The sequence below is a fragment of the Clostridium acetobutylicum ATCC 824 genome, from assembly GCF_000008765.1.
Taxonomy (GTDB): Bacteria; Bacillota; Clostridia; order Clostridiales; family Clostridiaceae; genus Clostridium_S; species Clostridium_S acetobutylicum.
The window spans coordinates 1,624,060-1,640,850 of record NC_003030.1; the positions used below are offsets into that span (position 1 = coordinate 1,624,060).

Sequence of the window (16,791 nt, forward strand, 5' to 3'; positions counted from 1 at the left end):
TCTTGAAGGCTATAGAGTTCATTAATGTAAGTAAAAAATTTAGCAATGCAAAATACAAGGCGGTAGACAATGTTGATTTGACTATAGAGGAGGGAGAGTTTATTACCATACTAGGCTCTTCAGGTAGTGGAAAAACTACGTTACTAAAAATGATTAATCGACTATATGAACCGGATAAAGGAAGTATTGTTCTCTTCAATGAGGATATTAAGAAGATTGATGTAGTTAAGCTTAGAAGAAGTATAGGATATGTAATTCAGCAGGTAGGGTTATTTCCGCATATGACAATAGCGAATAATATTGCAACGGTACCTAAATTGCTAAAATGGGATAAAAGAGAAATTGAAAAAAGAATAGATGAATTATTGCACCTTGTTGGATTAGAACCTAATGAATTTAAGAAAAGGTATCCGTCACAGCTATCAGGCGGTCAGCAGCAAAGGATTGGTCTTGCTAGGGCCTTAGCAGTTGATCCAAAGATAATGCTCTTAGATGAGCCCTTTGGAGCTATTGATGCAATAAATAGAATGAAACTTCAAGATGAACTTTTGCATATTCATGGTGGATTAAAAAAGACATTTATATTTGTTACCCACGATATTAACGAGGCTTTTAAACTTGGCAGTAGAGTAATTATTATGGATAAGGGGAGAATATGCCAGTTTGATACACCAAGAAATATTGTTAAAAATCCAGCAGATGAATTTGTATCATCATTAATCTCATCATCACGAAATCAAGAACGCCTTTGGGAGGAATTAGGGTGATAGAATATGTAGTGGATTATTGGGATAAGTTAGGTTGGGCCCTTATTGAACACTTAGAGATAGTGATTATTACGCTTTTGATTTCAATTTTTATAGCATCAATATTGACCATAATTGCTATATATTCGAGAATATTATCGGAAATATTAATACACGTATTTTCAGTTGTTTATTCCATACCAAGCTTAGCGCTTTTTGCTATGTTAATTCCTGTGAGTGGACTTGGAAAGGGTACAGCTATAATAGTTCTGATAGCCTATAATCAATATTTGTTGCTTCGAAACTTTATCGCAGGTTTAAATGAAGTGGAACCTTCTATTATTGAAGCAGCAACTGGTATGGGAATGACTAACATGCAAATACTATTTAAAATAAGGTTACCATTATCTAAAAAGGCACTTTTTACGGGTGTTCGTTTGTCAGTAGTTTCAACTATAGGAATTGCAACTATAGCTGCGTTTATTAATGCAGGTGGTATTGGCAGTGTACTATCAGATGGACTTCGTACAATGAACGTATACGAGATTGTTTGGGGAAGCATATTAGCAGCAAGCTTAGCGATAGGTGTAAATGCAATTCTTAGCAAGATGGAAAAAATAATATAGAGAATAGTGTTACTTTGTCTACACTTTGAGGGCAGCTTGGGCTGCTCTCATTTGTAATTAAAACAACATTGGGTAGCATAATATCACTTCCTCTATTTAATTGATAATTATTATCATATGTTATAGTACTATATTTTGTTTTAGCGAGCTTAAGTGAGTGTAATCACATTTTATATTCGCAAATGAAAAATATTCTCATTTACAATTTTGCATTATTGTGTTATTATTTTCTCACGGCTACTGGCGCCAAATTATTACCGCATATACTATAAAAAAGTAGGAGGAATAATATGGCAAGGTTTATGGGACCTAGATTTAAATTAGCAAGACATTTGGGGGTTAATGTTTTTGGACACCCTAAGGCATTAAACAGAGGTGTAAAACAACACAAACTTTCGGAGTATGGTGAACAGCTGTTGGAAAAGCAAAAGCTGAGGGCTTACTACGGGGTTTTAGAAAAGCAATTTAAAAAAATTGTATTTAATGCATTAAAATCAAAAGAAAAGTCTGAAGATATTTTGGTGCAGAGTCTTGAAAGAAGGTTGGACAATCTAGTTTATAGATTGGGATTTGGTTCAACTTTGAGAGAGGCAAGACAAATGGTGAGTCATGGACATATTCTTGTAAACGGACAAAAGGTAGACATACCATCCTACAAGGTAAATATAGGGGATGAAGTATCACTAAGAAGTAAGTCCAGAAAGATTCAAACTTATGCATCTAATTTTACTACAATAATTCCAGCTGTAACTTATATTGAAAAAGATACTGAAAGTTTTTCAGGTAGATTAATTAGGCTTCCAAAGTCTGTGGAAGTACCTGTTATGGTGAAATACTCCAAGGTTTTGGAGTTCTATTCTAAAAATTAAAGTGGGGACAGGTCACAATTCTTACTAAAAATTGTGATCTGTCCTCTTTTATATACGAAAAAAGCTGTTACAAAACTTTTTTTTAGTTTTGCAACAGCCCATTCCTTTAAAATATTATTTATTTGATTATTTTAAGCCATCCCTTAGGTGCTTCAATATGACCCATTTGAATACCTGTCAATGTATCACGTAATTTTTTAGTGATAGGTCCCATATCTGACATTCCGCTTGGAAAACAAATTTCTTTGCCATGATCTACTATCTTTCCTACTGGTGAGATAACAGCAGCTGTTCCACAAAGACCGCATTCTGCAAAATCTTTTACTTCATCAAGGTAAACAGTTCTCTCCTCAATTTCTAGTCCAAGGTAATCTTTTGCAACTGTCATTAAAGAACGACGTGTGATTGAAGGAAGAATAGTATTTGATTTCGGTGTAACAACCTTATTATCTTTAGTTACAAATAGGAAGTTAGCTCCACCAGTTTCTTCAACCTTTGTTCTAGTAGCTGCGTCTAAATACATATTTTCATCAAAGCCTTCTTCATGTGCAGTAACAATTGCATGAAGACTCATAGCATAATTAAGCCCAGCTTTGATGTGTCCAGTACCATTTGGAGCAGCACGATCAAAATCACTAACACGTAAAGTTAAAGGCTTAACTCCTCCTTTAAAGTATGGACCAACTGGTGTAGCAAATACTCTGAATTGATATTCATCTGCTGGTTTAACTCCAATAACTGGTCCAGAAGCAAACATAAATGGACGAATATAAAGTGTAGCACCACTTCCATATGGAGGTACCCATTCAGAATTTGCCTCTATAGTTTTTACAACAGCATCTACAAAGCTTTCCTTTGGAAATGCAGGCATTTCTAATCTTTTACATGAATCTTCCATACGCTGTGCATTTAAGTCAGGACGGAAGGTAACAATATGTCCATCCTCAGTTGTGTAAGCTTTCATACCTTCAAAGCATGCTTGAGAGTATTGAAGTACACCTGCACATTCACTAATAGCAATGGTAGCATCTGAAACTAATGCACCATCATCCCATTTTCCATCTTTATAGTTAGATACGAATCTTTTATCTGTTTTAACGTATCCAAAGCCTAGATTAGCCCAATCTATATTTTTCTTTTCCATTAATTTTACACCCTTTCATGTATAATAATTGCTGATTTATACTCCATTAACCTTATCAATAACAATATGTACTGAAGCTGAAGGTCAACCTCATGATGAGTAGATTAACGCTGTATACATCATCTTTTACTTTGCAAGCTGGAATATAAAAAAAGAAATTCATTACTATTTCTATTGTGTTTTATGAAAGTTGCTTGCCCCTAAAATTACTAATTGTATTAATCGCCCCCTTAATTTAATTTTATATTAAAAATGAAAATAATCAACGGTAATTTGTATAAAATATGCAGAATGTTATAATAAAATAAAGTTTATTACTAAAAAATTATAAATTTAATTAATGGGGGATGACATATTGAAAAAAATAAGATGGGGAATATTAGGACTTGGAAATATTGCAAATAAGTTTGCTCAAACCATAAAATCTATGGATTCAGTGGAGCTTTATGCTGTTGCCTCAAGAAATAAAAAGAAAGCTGAAGCCTTTGGAAAAGAGTATGAGGTTCCTTCTAAGAAATGTTATGGAAGCTATGAACAGCTTGTTGAGGATGAAAGCATAGATGTTGTATACATTTCAGTGCCACATGTGTTTCACAAAGAACTCTCAATACTATGCCTAAAGAATGGGAAAGCTGTACTATGCGAAAAACCTGTCACTATGAATGAAAATGAAATTGAAGAAGTAATAAGAATTGCAAAAGAAAACAGGTTGTTTTTCATGGAAGCAATGAAAACTCGATTTCTACCAATTAATCAGAAAATTAAAAGCTTAATTAGTGAAGGAAGAATAGGAGAAGTTCGTTTATTGCAAGCTGATTTTGGGTTTAAAGCAGAATTCAATCCTGATGGAAGGTTGTTTAATAAGGAATTAGGTGGAGGTGCCCTGCTAGATGTTGGGATTTATACCATATCTTATAGCTCGTTTGTTTTTGGAAATCATCCTAGGAGTATCAAAAGTAATTTTTATATAGGAAAAACAGGAATAGATGAATGCGTTTCAATAAATTTAGTATATGAAAGTGGAAAGCAGTCTCAGCTTTATGCGGCCATAAATCTTGATACCACAAGAACTGCTAACATTATCGGAACTAAAGGAAGAATTTGTGTACCTAAGTTTTCAAATGCTAATAGAGCTTATATTTTGGTTGATGGGAAAGAAGAAAAAATAGAGATGCCATTTGATATAAATGGATTTGAATATCAGGTTAAAGAGGTAAATAAATGCATTTTGGAGGGAAAGCTTCAAAGCGAAATTATGAGTTGGAAAGACTCAATTGAAATAATGAAAATTATTGATGATGTTAAAAAGAACTTCTAATACTTATAAGTTTTATAACATACACTCATAGCTATAAAGAGTTAAGGGTGTATGTTATAAACTTTTATGTAGAAAATTCCAAAAGCTATTTGAAGCAGATGAATGTTTTTTAAGTTTTGATCTTACAAAAGCCAATTCGCTTTTAATTGTAACATCTATAGGAATCACTGTAATTTTTGAATAGTTAAGAAGTTTAATGGAGTTCTGCATCATAAGTGAGACTCCCATACCGTTAGAGATAAAGTCTAAAATATTATCAATACGAGTTCCCGTATAGCTTATTTTAGGCTCAAAACCAGCTTTTTGACATGTAGAATAAAACAAACTGAAAAGCTGTGTACTTTTATCAAGTTGAAAGAAAAGCTCATTTTTTAGTTCGAAAATCGAAATAATTTCTTTTTTTGCAAGATAGTGATTTTTAGGAAGAACTACTGCAAACTTATCTGACTCAACAACGACTTTTTCATATTTATCTAAAGTTGCATTAAAAATACGAGTGTATGCAACATCACAAGAACCAGCATCTAATTCTTTTAGTATATTTATACTTTCAACCTCTTTTAAATCAAGAAGAATGTCAGGATATCTATTGTGAAACTTTGCAATTATTCCTGGTACATTATAATTTGCCATGACTGGAATAGCGCATATTTTTAGAGTGGAGAATTTAGAGCTTTGAAATGGAAGAATTGCTCTATGAAGTTCACAATAGTCTATTAGGATTTTTTCAGCATAAGGAAGTAAGGTTTTTCCAGCCTCTGTTAATGTTATTTTTTTATGCTCACGTATAAATAAAATTGTATCTAATTCTTTTTCCAAAGCCATAATTTGCTTTGAAACATTGCTTTGAGTTGTAAAGTTTATTTCTGCTGTTTCAGTAAAATTTAAAGTTTTGGTCAAATCTATAAAGTATCTAAAACGTTCGATATTCATTATGCCTCCATTATTTTTAACTATTCTAATATGGAATAGTATAGCATAAAAGCTGAATTGATTTTATATTTTCTTTGCTATAGAATAAATTTAGGTAAATAAAGGACAAGCTATTCTACTATCTTTAGTGCCTTTTAGGAGTGTTTACACATATCTATAGTAAATTAAGATATTGACTGTTTTATTGATTAGAAAGAATGTTTTGAAAATTATTCTAAAGAGAAAATAGGAGAGAAGAATTATGCTAGCTGGAGTAATTATTAATGTGCTATCTGTAGTTTTTGGAGGTATTACAGGAACACTTGCAGGTAAAAAATTATCAAAGGAGTTTAAAGCAAACTTAACACTTGTTTTAGGAGTTTGTTCAATGGGAATGGGCATCAGTTCCATTGGACTTATGAAAAATATGCCAGCTGTTGTTTTTGCAGTGGTTTTAGGAACAGTAGTTGGAATTATATTAAATCTTGGAAAATGGATTAATAAAGCAGCAGAAGAGATGCAAAAACCTATTGTGAAATTATTTGGAAATCAGAACTCTAATTTATCTAATGAGGAGTTTATATCAACACTAGTAACAATTATTGTGCTATTTTGTGCAAGTGGAACTGGTATTTATGGTTCATTGACAGCAGGGATGACTGGGGATAATACAGTATTGATTTCAAAATCTATATTAGACTTTTTTACAGCTGCTATTTTTGCATGTAATCTTGGTTTAGTGGTTTCTGTTGTTGCAATTCCACAGTTTTTTATTTTCTTATTGTTGTTTTTAGGAGCAAAAGTTATTTTTCCACTTACAACACAAAGTATGGTTTTTGATTTTAAAGCCTGCGGAGGTTTCCTTATGCTTGCAACAGGCTTTAGAATGGTTAAACTAAAAGAATTTCCCATTGCAGATATGATACCAGCAATGGTCCTAGTGATGCCATTTAGTTGGCTGTGGGTAAACTGGATTTTACCAATGTTATAAAGCAGTAAGGTATAAATCTTTCAAAATACTAATTATTATAAGTTTCTAAATACTTAGCACCCCAATCACACATTGAATTTATTACAGGAATTATGCTTTCTCCAAAATTAGAGAGGGAATACTCTGTTTTAGGAGGAACTACAGCATAAACAGTTCTGATGATTAGTCCATCACTTTCAAGTTCACGCAATTGTTGTGTAAGCATTTTTGGTGTTGCTTTAGGAATAAGTTTGTGTAATTCATTGAAACGGAGAGTTTTGCCTATTAAGTGAAACAAAATAACTGCTTTATATTTTCCACCAATTAGGCTTATAGTAGCGTCTACTGGACAACTAAATGTTTTAATATCTTTCATTATGTACACTCACTTTCTTTTTGGGTAGTATGTTACAAAAAAGTACATTCTTGATTAAATAAAAATTACTGTTAAAATGATATCATGGATTAATTTGGTGAGCAAGATTAATCTATAAAAAATCAAATAAAAGAGAGAGGTAATAAGAATGAATTTTTTAGATATAGCAAAAAAAAGATATTCAGTTAGAAATTATACAAAACAAAAAGTTGAAAAAGAAAAGCTGGATTTAATATTAGAAGCTGGACATATTGCACCTACAGGAGGGAATAAACAGCCACAGAGATTGATTGTTGTACAAGAAGAAGAGGGGCTTAATAAGATCGGAAAAGCCGCTAATATTTATGGTGCACAGTGTGCAATAATTGTTTGCAGCGATGTAAATGAAACTTGGACGCGTCCGTTTGACGGAAAGAAGCTTACAGACATTGATGCAGCAATTGTTACAGACCATATGATGCTTCAAGCAACGGAGCTTGGACTGGGAACAGTTTGGATATGTTATTTTAAACCTGAGGTGCTAAGGACTGAATTTAATATACCTGATAATTTAGAACCAGTCAATATTTTAGCTGTTGGTTATAGTAGTGGTGATAGTTTGTCTCCAGATAGGCACAATAAAACTAGAAAGGCAATTTCAGAAACGGTTAAATTTGAAAGTTTATAATAAAATACGGTATTTCAACAAAAGTCGTAGAGTAAAGTCTGCGGCTTTTTGTTTTAAAAACTTGTTATGCATTGTGAATTATTAGGAAAGGTATTATTGATATAATCAGCTTGAATTTTGTGATTATAGTCATATTAAATATTTAATTAAAATATCGATACTAGTATTAATGATATTTTATGTAGACAACTGTGTAAAATAAGATAAAAAAGACATTAAATGTCTAATAAAGTTGAATAAAATATATACAAACTGGCGTATTATATACAGTTTTTTTAAAATATCAAATTTTATCAAAGTAGGTGTACTAATGAAAAGAGGATTGAGAAAGGAACGAAATAAGGAAGATGAAGCTGGAAAGATTGTAAATGAAGGCAAAGCGCATCTATTTTATAAAGTGATAATACTTATGGTGTTTTATATAAGCTATGGTATCTACTTGTATTGGAGATTTGCATACACAATACCAAGAGGTTATGGAGATATAGCTTTAATTGCAGGATATGTTTTATTTATCGCTGAGACAATCGGTTTTTTAGAATCTTCAATGTTTTATTTGACGCTTTGGGATACAAATACGCCATCAACGCCAGAAGTGCAGGATAAAGAGTTTCCTCACGTTGATATCTTTATTGCAAGCTATAATGAACCTAGGAATTTATTATATAAGACTTTAATAGGCTGCAAAAATATGGACTATCCTGATAAAAGCAAGGTCCATATTTATATATGTGATGATGGTAACCGTAAAGACATAAAAGAATTATGTGAGAGTTTAAAGGTAGGATATATAACGAGAGAAGATAATACTCATGCGAAGGCGGGAAACCTTAATAATGCATTAAAACAAACTTCATCACCTTATGTAGTTACTTTTGATGCAGATATGATTCCAATGCATGATTTTTTGCTTAAAACAATTCCATTTTTTATGGTTGAAGATAAAATTGGATTTGTACAGGTTCCTCAAAATTTTTATAATGCAGACCCATTTCAGTATAATTTGTTTAACGAGAGTAGGGTTCCTAATGAACAAAACCTATTTTCTAGGTTAATACAAGCAGGAAAAAATAGATTTAATGCAATAATTTATTCTGGTTCTAATACTGTATTGTCAAGAGAGGCCTTAAATGAAATAAATGGACTAGTTGTTGGAACTATTACAGAGGACTTTGCCACAGGTATGAAGATTCAAAGTAAAGGATATAAATGTATATACCTTAATGAAACACATGCATCTGGACTTTCACCTGAAAGCCTTGAAGATTTATATAGCCAGAGGATACGCTGGGGAAGAGGCGTAATACAAACTTTTAAAGCGTTTAATCCTTTATTTATGAGGGGACTTAATATTTATCAAAAATTAATGTACTTTAGTGCCTTTTCGTATTGGTATTTTGGATTATGGAGATTAATATTTTTTATGGCACCGATAGTATTTTCTGTTTTTGGTGTTGTTGTATTATCAACCTCGGCAATTCAAATGTTAGAAGTATGGCTTCCTATGTTTATCTTTACTAATTTAACTTTTTATCATTTTTCTAAAAAGGTAAGAAGCGTTTCATGGACTCACATATATGACACAATATTATTTCCACAGATAACAGTGGGAATTTTAAAAGAAACATTTGGATTTAAAATGTCCAAATTCAAGGTGACTCCAAAGGAAAATGTAAGAAGGGACAATTTTACAAATAGATTTGAGCTTGTTAGAGTTCAAATTGTTCTAGCTGTTCTTTCGTTTGCTGGGATTGTAAGGATAATATACTTATATGTTACTAACAATTTTGAAGCACAATATATAATCAATTTATTTTGGCTTACTTATAATTTTTACTTGCTAGTTATGGCGATTTTCTTTGCCTCTGAAAGACCTAAATTTAGAAATAATGAAAGAATGTTTGTTTCAGAAGAAGCCTATGTGGTTAATAATGAGCAGAAACTTTATGGAAAAACCATAGATATATCTGAAACAGGTATATCTATAAAATTAGAAAAACCTATTTGTATAGATCCAAATGAAAATTACAGTATAGGAGTAAAGACAGCTAGAAATTCAGCTGAATTTTCAGGAAAAATAGTTAGAGTTGATAATTTTAAAGATGGTCATAAATACGCGTTTAACATTACTGAAATTGATGAGAAAAACTTTTCAGAGTTAATACTAATACTATATGATAGAGTACCTCCGTCTCCTGAAAAGCAAAAAAGAGACTATATGACTGTTAATGTATTAAGAAATATAATAAATAGGAAAAAAAGGATTGTACCGTTAAATAGAAAACTTCCAAGAGTCAAAATTGACAAAAAAGTAAAAATATTAGTTTCAAAAAATGAAGAAGGAATACATGTGGTGGATTTTAATTACATGTATATTGCAGTTAAATGTGTGCAGGAATACGATAGTTTTATTCTTCCATTATCAGAGAAATTTAATATTAATCTTAATTGCACCTACGATAAAACACTTTCTGAGAGAAATAGAAAAAAGGTATCGATATACAAGGTGACAAATTACGATGAATTTAAGGATCATGATTTGCTAGAGTTATTAAAAGCTGTTCCTGTATATAACGAAGAATTGAATATACATGAGAAAGTAGCTGCTGTGAAGTAATAAATGGTTAAAAATTTTAAAAGCACAATATAGAAATACTTTAATTTTTGCAAAAAATAAACATGCATATCACCAGGTTCACTGGGGAAAATAAAGTTGAGGTGATAGCATATGAAAAAGATTGGAGTAGAAAGTGGATTATCTGCAATAGCAGATTATCTAAAGAATGAAGGATATTCAGTAGAACTTTTAGGTGGAAATCTTGAGAATAATGCTGCAAAATGCGATAGCTTTGATGCAGTTGTTACAGCAGATTATAATACCAACATGATGGGATTTTGCAATACATCAACAAAAACTCCTATTGTTAATGCCAGCGGTTTGACAAGAGAAGAAGTAAAAAATATGATTGAACAAAAAACAAGTAGATAATAGTTAAAAGCCTCCTTTGCTAAACTTCAATAAGATTTTATTGAAAGATAGCTTAGGAGGTTTATTTATATTATTCTTGAAATTATTCTAAAAATATATATACATATAGATGTTATGAGTGGGAAAAATAAAAAATGGATCTGAAGTTGTGATTTTATTAAGAAGAATATAAAAAAAGGAGATGCTTATTTATGAAGAGTAAACCAGATGATAGAAGAGATAATGTTGATAGAATTCAACAAAGCATAGACAATACAATTGAGAACATTCATGAGACAAATGAAATGATTGAAAATACTAATAGAGAAAAAAATAAAGACGATTTAAAGGCTAAAAATTGTAGAAGAGAAGCAGCACTAGATGAGTTTAAATCAGAAATTAAGGATGAAGCTAGGGCTAAAGAAAAAGGATACAAATAAACATTTTATTTTAAGAAGGGTGATTTATATAACCACCCTTTATTTGTTAATTAAATCCAAATACTTTTCTTGATAATGAATAACCTAATAGTATAATTTTTCTTCCAACAAAACCTTTAATTTGAATTAGTAGTCCTAAAAATGATTTATTTACTTCGAAGTATAATTTTCTGTTTTTGGAATGTAAATAAGACCAAAGTTCTCGTTTTTTGTTAAGACTCTGTTCTGTATTGTCCTTTATTAAGAGAACAGTACTAACAGTCATCATCATTACTAAGTATTTAACCATGTATTTGCGGAGTTTTTTGCAGTTTAAGAGCATAGGATTATAGCAGTCAATAAGTATTTTTGTTACTTTGATCTGCTGATCTATACGTTTAATCATTACTTTTTCATTAACGGATTGATCTTCTCTTCCAATGAAGTATCTGTATAAATCTACATCTAAATAGTACATTGTTTTTACATATGGAAGTGGCTTGTATACAAAAATATTATCCACATAAAATGTATGTTTAGGAAGATCTAAGTTGCACTCACGAAGAAGCTCTGTACGATAAATAACTGAGTGCATTAATATATTTTGGCTACTTTTAAGATGTCCTAAGCTGTCCCAGGTGAATATTTTTTCTTTTGGCATTGCACCTTTATAATTAATACTTCTAGATTTGTTAATACTGAAGTTTTCATACACATAATTTGAAATAAGCATATCCAGTGATTTAGAGTCTTTTATCATGTTCTTCAATACTTCAAGTACCTTTTTTAAACTAGCTTTATCAAACCAATCATCACTGTCTAAAACTTTAAAGTATACTCCCTTTGAATGTTTAAGACCAGTGTTTATTGCGTCGCCGTGACCGCCATTTTCTTTATGTATAACGCGTATTGTATTAGGATATTTTTTTTCGTATTCGTCAGCAATAATTGAAGTATTGTCCATAGAACCGTCGTTTACAATTAAAATTTCTAATTCCTCGTCTCCAATTAGCAGGGATTCTATGGCTCTGTCCATATATTCGGCTGAATTGTAACAAGGGATTACTACAGTAAGAACTTTCATTTATACCTCCTGATTGATAAATTTAAATGCTTTATAAAGCTGTAAATAATAAGATAATTGCCATGTTAATTCTGCCAATATTACGCCTCCGAAAACGTCTATTATAACATGCTGCTTTGTTGTTAAAGTTGAAACACATATCATAATTGCTATAAATAATGACAAGTAGCGATACCAGACAGGAATAGTTTTACAATTTCTAATTCCAGCAAAACAATACCAACTAACCAAGCAGTGGATAGATGGAAAGAGATTATTTGCTGCATCTACACTATACAAAAACTTAAGCATGTCCACAAAAATACCAGAGGAAACAATATGCGGTCTTATATTAGTTGTGGGATATACTATATATATAATACCACATATTAGTTTACCGAGTAAGTCAGCCATTATAAGGCGGTAACAAACATTCTTATTTACTTTGCTAATCAATATGTAATTAATAATCCAAAATATATAACTTCCCAAATAAATAACAGTAAAAATAGGTACAACTGGAATTTTATTATCCAAATAAGATGTTAAATTGTGAAAAACAGCATCCTTGTAAAATAGACGTGCACCTGAATACACTGAAAAATTAAAAATTACGCATAAAATTAAAGGTTTAATAGCATATTCTGGTATGTAGTTATATATTCTTTTCATCAACCTCATAATAGACTCCTCTTAAAATTATAAATATATTTGTATAATTGCTTAGTTTACATTTAAAAATATTCACTATAATATATATTACTAAATAACTTTAAGTATAATGTCTTATGTTATGTTTAGTCAAGATGCTATAATAAATATTAACTTAATTTTATCACTAAAAAGACAATAATTTGTATTTGTTTCCGTAATATTCATATGGAATTTATTAAATGTTTATAATTATGGTGGATTAGTCTATAATATAATAAGAGTATTATTTTATTGGAGGAAGCTATGGAAAATATAAAAGGTAAAAATAATTTGTATGAGCAATTTTTAAGATATTCCTACTGGGAATTAAAAGAGTTATTTAAAAAAGCAAAAACAAAAGAAGAACAGGATTTTTACATGATGCTCTCCGATATGGTATTGCAAAAAGAGCAGGAGAAGGTTATAGGAAAGCAGTAATGGCTACATATACTATATTTGCAGGGGTTAATGGTGTAGGTAAGACCTCAATATATGAGTCCATTTATTATAGAGAAAATAAGAATGAGAAAAGAATAAACACAGATGAAATGGTAGCGAAAATAGGCTCGTGGCATGATAATGCCCTCCAAATTAAATGTGCAAGACAAGCAGTAAGGCGTATAAATTGCTATATAAGGAATGATGTGTCCTTTAATCAAGAAACAACGCTTTCTGGTAAAAGTATTGTAAAACACATAAAAAAGGCTAAACAAAGAGGATTTTATATAATTATGAATTTTATTTGTGTAGATAATGTACAGATTGCAAAAGAGAGAGTTAAGCTTAGAGTTTTAAAAGGTGGACATGGAATAGAGGAAGATACCATAGAAAGACGATATTATAAATCACTAGAAAATTTAAAGAAAGTGTTCCATTTATGTAATGAAATAAACATATATGATAATACAGATAAATTTAAACATATAGCGTATGTATGCGATGGTGTAATTATATGGAAAAGAAGTTTCATTCCAGAGTGGAGTAGAGATATTTTAAAATAAAGCTGGCTTGATATTAGTTTATTAGGCTGGCTTTTGTTGTATATCAATAAATATTAATACACAAAATATAATTGCTAGAGACTATATTATAAGGGAGGAGTAAAAATTGAAAAATAACATAATTCAAATAGATAAGTTAGGGTTTCAGTGGAAAGGACATGATCCATTTTTATACTGTATGCACCATAAGGATGCATATCCAGAAGGCAATGATGAGATGGGACCAAGGGTTTCTTTAAGTGGAAGAGATCTTGGCGATGATTTTAGTTATAAAGACGGTTTTAGTATGTACCATGGTGCTTCTGTTCCAGGTTTTCCGAAGCATCCTCATAGAGGTTTTGAAACTGTGACAATTGTGCTTAAAGGATATGTTGATCATGCAGATTCAAGTGGTGCTTTAGGTCGTTATGGAGCTGGTGACGTACAGTGGCTCACATCAGGTAGAGGATGTAACCACTCTGAGATGTTTCCACTTTTAAACACAGAAGAAGATAATCCTTTAGAATTATTTCAAATATGGCTAAACCTCCCAAGTAAAGATAAGTTTGTAGAGCCTCACTATAAGATGCTTTGGGCTGAGGAAATTCCAGTTATAGAGTTGAAGGATACTAATAAAAAAATAAGTACTATGCGAATTATTTCAGGTTCATATAATAATATTAAAAGTTTGCAGCCGTCGCCAAACTCCTGGGCAAAGGATGAAAATAATAATGTAAATATATTTGTTATCAGTATGGAAGCTGGTGCTTTACTTGAACTTCCTAGAATATCTTCTACATTAAACAGAACGCTTTATTATTATTCTGGTAATGGTATAAATATCAGTGAAACTAGTATTGACGTTTTAAGCGGTGTAAGACTTAAGGGAGACGAAGTCATAAAAATAGAAAATGGATTAAAAGAAAGTAAGCTGCTGCTTTTAGAAGGAGAACCAATAGGAGAGCCTGTTAAAAGTTATGGGCCATTTGTTATGAATACAGAAGAAGAAATTGAAGAAGCTTTTTCTGATTACAGGGAAACTGGTTTTGGAGGATGGCAGTGGCAAAGAGATGATGTAGTTCATCAAAGAAATAAAGGCAGATTTGCTGAGTATCCTGACGGTACAGTTGAATATAGATAAGAATAGGAAAGGGCAAGTTTGCTCTTTTTTATTTTGGCTATGTTTTAAATCAGTGTTGAAAATAGATATATATTAGAAAAATAGGTTATAATATTAGATAGAATAGTGTTTAGGAGGTAGAATTATGCCAAATGTGAAGTCTATATTAAATCATATTGAAAAGTTACCATTACAGCAGAAAGAACAAATACTATCAACTTTAGAAGAAATTCTTGTCCTAGGTTCACAAGTAAGCCAAGTAGAACAAGAAGTTAAAGAATTTAGATTTTCCAAGGGGAAAGTATGCCCAATTTGTGGTTCTGAAACTATATCAAGAAATAGCAAGTATAATGGTAAACAAGGATATATCTGCAAGTCTTGTAAAAAGTCCTTTACTGACTTCACTAATTCTGCAACCTATAAAAGTAAGAAAACATTAGATAAGTGGCTTAAATATGCTAAGTGCATGGTTAATGGATATTCTATCAGGAAGAGTGCTAAAGTTGTAGAAATTAATATAGCAACAAGTTTCTTTTGGAGACATAAAATTCTTGATTGTGTAAGCACATTTTAGGCAAGGGGTATGTTGATGGTGTTATTGAAGCAGATGAAGTATTCTTTACTGAAAGTTTTAAAGGTACAAAACCTTCTAATATGCCAAGACGCTCTCGTAAAATCGGCAAACAAGTTAAGAAAAGTGGTATATCAAAGGAACAAGTCTGTATTACTACTGCTATTGATAGACAAGGTAATTTAATTATGGAATTAGCATGTAAAGGTAGAATTACCTCTAAGGAATTAGAAAAATTATATGATGGACATATAAGCAATGAATCTATACTTTGTACTGATAGTCGTAAAAGTTATATACAATTTGCAAATGATTTATCATTAGAACACAAACGTATAAAAAGAGGTAAACATAAGGAAGGACTATATCATATTCAACATATTAATGTTCTACACAGTAATTTAAGGAAATGGATGAATAGGTTTAATGGTGCTGCAACAAAATATATTAGTAACTATATTAAGTGGTTCAAATGGCTTCAAATATTTGATACACATAAAGAAATAATAAAGGCTAAAAACTTTATAGTTCAAAGCAATGTAGCACATGCATATATCAAAGTAAAAGACTTAAAATATAGAGAGCCAATATGTGTATAACATATGTAATATTTTGTAAATGATGCAATAATAAGTGCTATTAACAACTATAATTAGATTGAATTTTATAAATATGGAGGTTTATAGATGTACAACAATAGAAAATTAGTTCTATATATTGCAACAAGTTTAGATGGTTACATAGCGACAGAAGATGATTCCTTGGAATGGTTGTTTAAAACTGAAGGCGAAGGAGATAATGGATATTTTGAATTCTACAATACAGTTGATACTATTCTAATTGGTAGAAGAACTTATGATTGGATTATTGAAAAAGAAAAAGGTAAATTTCCTTATAAGAATAAAAAGTGTTATGTATTTTCTAAATCAGAAAAAGGTAAAAATGAAAATGTAGAATTTATTAATCAAGATGTAGTGGAATTTACAAATAAAATCAAAAGACTGGATGGAGGAAACATATGGCTTGTTGGCGGTGGTGTTCTTCTAAATTCTTTTATTAAAGAAAGGTTAGTTGACGAATTTATTATTACTATATCACCTACACTAATAGGTCATGGAATACCTTTATTTAAAAAAAATGATTTTGAGTTAGAACTAAAGTTAAAGGGGATAAGGAGATTTAATCAATTTGTTGAACTCCATTACGAGGTGAAATAAAACAATTGATATTTAGTTCATAAATTTCTTATAGTGAGTATTATAGGTGGACAATCCTACCTATAATTTTTTTAGGCTATATTTCAATACTATATTAAAACATAGCTTTTATTTTAAATAAACCGTTATATA

At 30.8% G+C, this 16,791-nt stretch carries 19 protein-coding genes; 14 read left to right on the forward strand and 5 right to left on the reverse strand.

The window, feature by feature from the left end:
• Positions 1–2: 2 nt before the first annotated feature.
• The 3 genes from CA_RS07725 to rpsD all read left to right on the forward strand — a co-directional run bounded on the left by CA_RS07725 (position 3) and on the right by rpsD (position 2,241).
• The gene (locus CA_RS07725) at positions 3–767 is read left to right on the forward strand and encodes an ABC transporter ATP-binding protein (protein WP_010964784.1); all 765 of its coding nucleotides are present in this window, start codon (positions 3–5) and stop codon (positions 765–767) included.
• Complete coding sequence (locus tag CA_RS07730) at positions 764–1,372, forward strand: ABC transporter permease (RefSeq protein ID WP_010964785.1); 609 nt, start codon at positions 764–766, stop codon at positions 1,370–1,372. The genes CA_RS07725 and CA_RS07730 overlap by 4 nt, the downstream gene beginning before the upstream one ends.
• A gap of 290 nt (positions 1,373–1,662) precedes the next feature.
• Positions 1,663–2,241 (forward strand): 30S ribosomal protein S4, encoded by a 579-nt coding sequence (gene rpsD, locus CA_RS07735; RefSeq protein WP_010964787.1) that lies wholly within the window; start codon positions 1,663–1,665, stop codon positions 2,239–2,241.
• Between the two features lie 118 nt (positions 2,242–2,359).
• On the opposite strand, the gene CA_RS07740 is transcribed toward rpsD, so the two are convergent.
• The gene (locus CA_RS07740) at positions 2,360–3,385 is read right to left on the reverse strand and encodes a branched-chain amino acid aminotransferase (RefSeq protein ID WP_010964788.1); all 1,026 of its coding nucleotides are present in this window, start codon (positions 3,383–3,385) and stop codon (positions 2,360–2,362) included.
• Between the two features lie 355 nt (positions 3,386–3,740).
• Between CA_RS07740 and CA_RS07745 the strand changes: the two genes are divergently transcribed.
• Positions 3,741–4,703, forward strand: a complete 963-nt coding sequence (locus CA_RS07745) for a Gfo/Idh/MocA family protein (protein ID WP_010964789.1) — start codon at positions 3,741–3,743, stop codon at positions 4,701–4,703.
• Positions 4,704–4,757: 54 nt separating this feature from the next.
• Here CA_RS07745 and CA_RS07750 read toward each other — a convergent pair whose 3' ends face one another.
• The gene (locus tag CA_RS07750; protein WP_010964790.1) at positions 4,758–5,636 is read right to left on the reverse strand and encodes a LysR family transcriptional regulator; all 879 of its coding nucleotides are present in this window, start codon (positions 5,634–5,636) and stop codon (positions 4,758–4,760) included.
• A 241-nt stretch (positions 5,637–5,877) separates the two neighbouring features.
• Here CA_RS07750 and CA_RS07755 point away from each other — a divergent pair, with 241 nt between their 5' ends.
• Positions 5,878–6,606, forward strand: coding sequence for a DUF554 domain-containing protein (locus CA_RS07755; protein WP_010964791.1), 729 nt, complete (start codon positions 5,878–5,880; stop codon positions 6,604–6,606).
• A 28-nt stretch (positions 6,607–6,634) separates the two neighbouring features.
• Here CA_RS07755 and CA_RS07760 read toward each other — a convergent pair whose 3' ends face one another.
• On the reverse strand, positions 6,635–6,961 hold the full coding sequence (locus tag CA_RS07760; RefSeq protein WP_010964792.1) for a winged helix-turn-helix transcriptional regulator: 327 nt from the start codon (positions 6,959–6,961) through the stop codon (positions 6,635–6,637).
• Between the two features lie 148 nt (positions 6,962–7,109).
• Between CA_RS07760 and CA_RS07765 the strand changes: the two genes are divergently transcribed.
• The 4 genes from CA_RS07765 to tlp all read left to right on the forward strand — a co-directional run bounded on the left by CA_RS07765 (position 7,110) and on the right by tlp (position 11,036).
• On the forward strand, positions 7,110–7,628 hold the full coding sequence (locus CA_RS07765; RefSeq protein ID WP_010964793.1) for a nitroreductase family protein: 519 nt from the start codon (positions 7,110–7,112) through the stop codon (positions 7,626–7,628).
• A 310-nt stretch (positions 7,629–7,938) separates the two neighbouring features.
• A complete protein-coding gene (locus CA_RS07770) occupies positions 7,939–10,245 on the forward strand; it encodes a glycosyltransferase family 2 protein (RefSeq protein ID WP_010964794.1) in 2,307 nt (768 codons plus the stop codon).
• Positions 10,246–10,356: 111 nt separating this feature from the next.
• The gene (locus CA_RS07775) at positions 10,357–10,617 is read left to right on the forward strand and encodes a YkuS family protein (protein ID WP_010964795.1); all 261 of its coding nucleotides are present in this window, start codon (positions 10,357–10,359) and stop codon (positions 10,615–10,617) included.
• Between the two features lie 191 nt (positions 10,618–10,808).
• Complete coding sequence (gene tlp, locus CA_RS07780) at positions 10,809–11,036, forward strand: small acid-soluble spore protein Tlp (RefSeq protein WP_010964796.1); 228 nt, start codon at positions 10,809–10,811, stop codon at positions 11,034–11,036.
• A gap of 46 nt (positions 11,037–11,082) precedes the next feature.
• On the opposite strand, the gene CA_RS07785 is transcribed toward tlp, so the two are convergent.
• Positions 11,083–12,099, reverse strand: coding sequence for a glycosyltransferase family 2 protein (locus CA_RS07785; RefSeq protein WP_010964797.1), 1,017 nt, complete (start codon positions 12,097–12,099; stop codon positions 11,083–11,085).
• Positions 12,100–12,759 (reverse strand): phosphatase PAP2 family protein, encoded by a 660-nt coding sequence (locus tag CA_RS07790; protein WP_010964798.1) that lies wholly within the window; start codon positions 12,757–12,759, stop codon positions 12,100–12,102.
• A gap of 276 nt (positions 12,760–13,035) precedes the next feature.
• On the opposite strand from CA_RS07790, the gene CA_RS07795 reads away from it, so the two are divergent.
• From CA_RS07795 to CA_RS07815, 5 genes are all read left to right on the forward strand, one after another.
• Positions 13,036–13,209, forward strand: a complete 174-nt coding sequence (locus CA_RS07795; protein ID WP_010964799.1) for a hypothetical protein — start codon at positions 13,036–13,038, stop codon at positions 13,207–13,209.
• Positions 13,209–13,772 (forward strand): ATPase, encoded by a 564-nt coding sequence (locus tag CA_RS07800; protein WP_010964800.1) that lies wholly within the window; start codon positions 13,209–13,211, stop codon positions 13,770–13,772. Before CA_RS07795 ends, CA_RS07800 begins: the two co-directional genes overlap by 1 nt.
• Before the next feature lie 106 nt (positions 13,773–13,878).
• Positions 13,879–14,892, forward strand: a complete 1,014-nt coding sequence (locus tag CA_RS07805) for a pirin family protein (RefSeq protein WP_010964801.1) — start codon at positions 13,879–13,881, stop codon at positions 14,890–14,892.
• A 124-nt stretch (positions 14,893–15,016) separates the two neighbouring features.
• Positions 15,017–16,041 (forward strand): IS1595-like element ISCac2 family transposase gene (locus CA_RS07810; protein WP_076611753.1). Its coding sequence is split into 2 segments (ribosomal slippage): positions 15,017–15,443 and positions 15,443–16,041, totalling 1,026 coding nucleotides; the frame shifts between segments, so codons are not numbered across the junction.
• Between the two features lie 87 nt (positions 16,042–16,128).
• Entirely contained in the window at positions 16,129–16,659 is a 531-nt protein-coding gene (locus CA_RS07815) for a dihydrofolate reductase family protein (protein ID WP_010964804.1), read from the forward strand.
• Positions 16,660–16,791 lie beyond the last annotated feature (132 nt).

Coding starts and splice junctions, on each gene's coding strand:
- CA_RS07755 (WP_010964791.1), top strand. CDS start 5,878: ATGCTAGCTGGAGTAATTATTAATGTGCTATCTGTAGTTTTTGGAGGT.
- CA_RS07765 (WP_010964793.1), top strand. CDS start 7,110: ATGAATTTTTTAGATATAGCAAAAAAAAGATATTCAGTTAGAAATTAT.
- CA_RS07740 (WP_010964788.1), bottom strand. CDS start 3,385: ATGGAAAAGAAAAATATAGATTGGGCTAATCTAGGCTTTGGATACGTT.
- CA_RS07800 (WP_010964800.1), top strand. CDS start 13,209: ATGGCTACATATACTATATTTGCAGGGGTTAATGGTGTAGGTAAGACC.
- CA_RS07770 (WP_010964794.1), top strand. CDS start 7,939: ATGAAAAGAGGATTGAGAAAGGAACGAAATAAGGAAGATGAAGCTGGA.
- rpsD (WP_010964787.1), top strand. CDS start 1,663: ATGGCAAGGTTTATGGGACCTAGATTTAAATTAGCAAGACATTTGGGG.
- CA_RS07785 (WP_010964797.1), bottom strand. CDS start 12,099: ATGAAAGTTCTTACTGTAGTAATCCCTTGTTACAATTCAGCCGAATAT.
- CA_RS07750 (WP_010964790.1), bottom strand. CDS start 5,636: ATGAATATCGAACGTTTTAGATACTTTATAGATTTGACCAAAACTTTA.
- CA_RS07760 (WP_010964792.1), bottom strand. CDS start 6,961: ATGAAAGATATTAAAACATTTAGTTGTCCAGTAGACGCTACTATAAGC.
- tlp (WP_010964796.1), top strand. CDS start 10,809: ATGAAGAGTAAACCAGATGATAGAAGAGATAATGTTGATAGAATTCAA.
- CA_RS07775 (WP_010964795.1), top strand. CDS start 10,357: ATGAAAAAGATTGGAGTAGAAAGTGGATTATCTGCAATAGCAGATTAT.
- CA_RS07795 (WP_010964799.1), top strand. CDS start 13,036: ATGGAAAATATAAAAGGTAAAAATAATTTGTATGAGCAATTTTTAAGA.
- CA_RS07790 (WP_010964798.1), bottom strand. CDS start 12,759: ATGAGGTTGATGAAAAGAATATATAACTACATACCAGAATATGCTATT.
- CA_RS07815 (WP_010964804.1), top strand. CDS start 16,129: ATGTACAACAATAGAAAATTAGTTCTATATATTGCAACAAGTTTAGAT.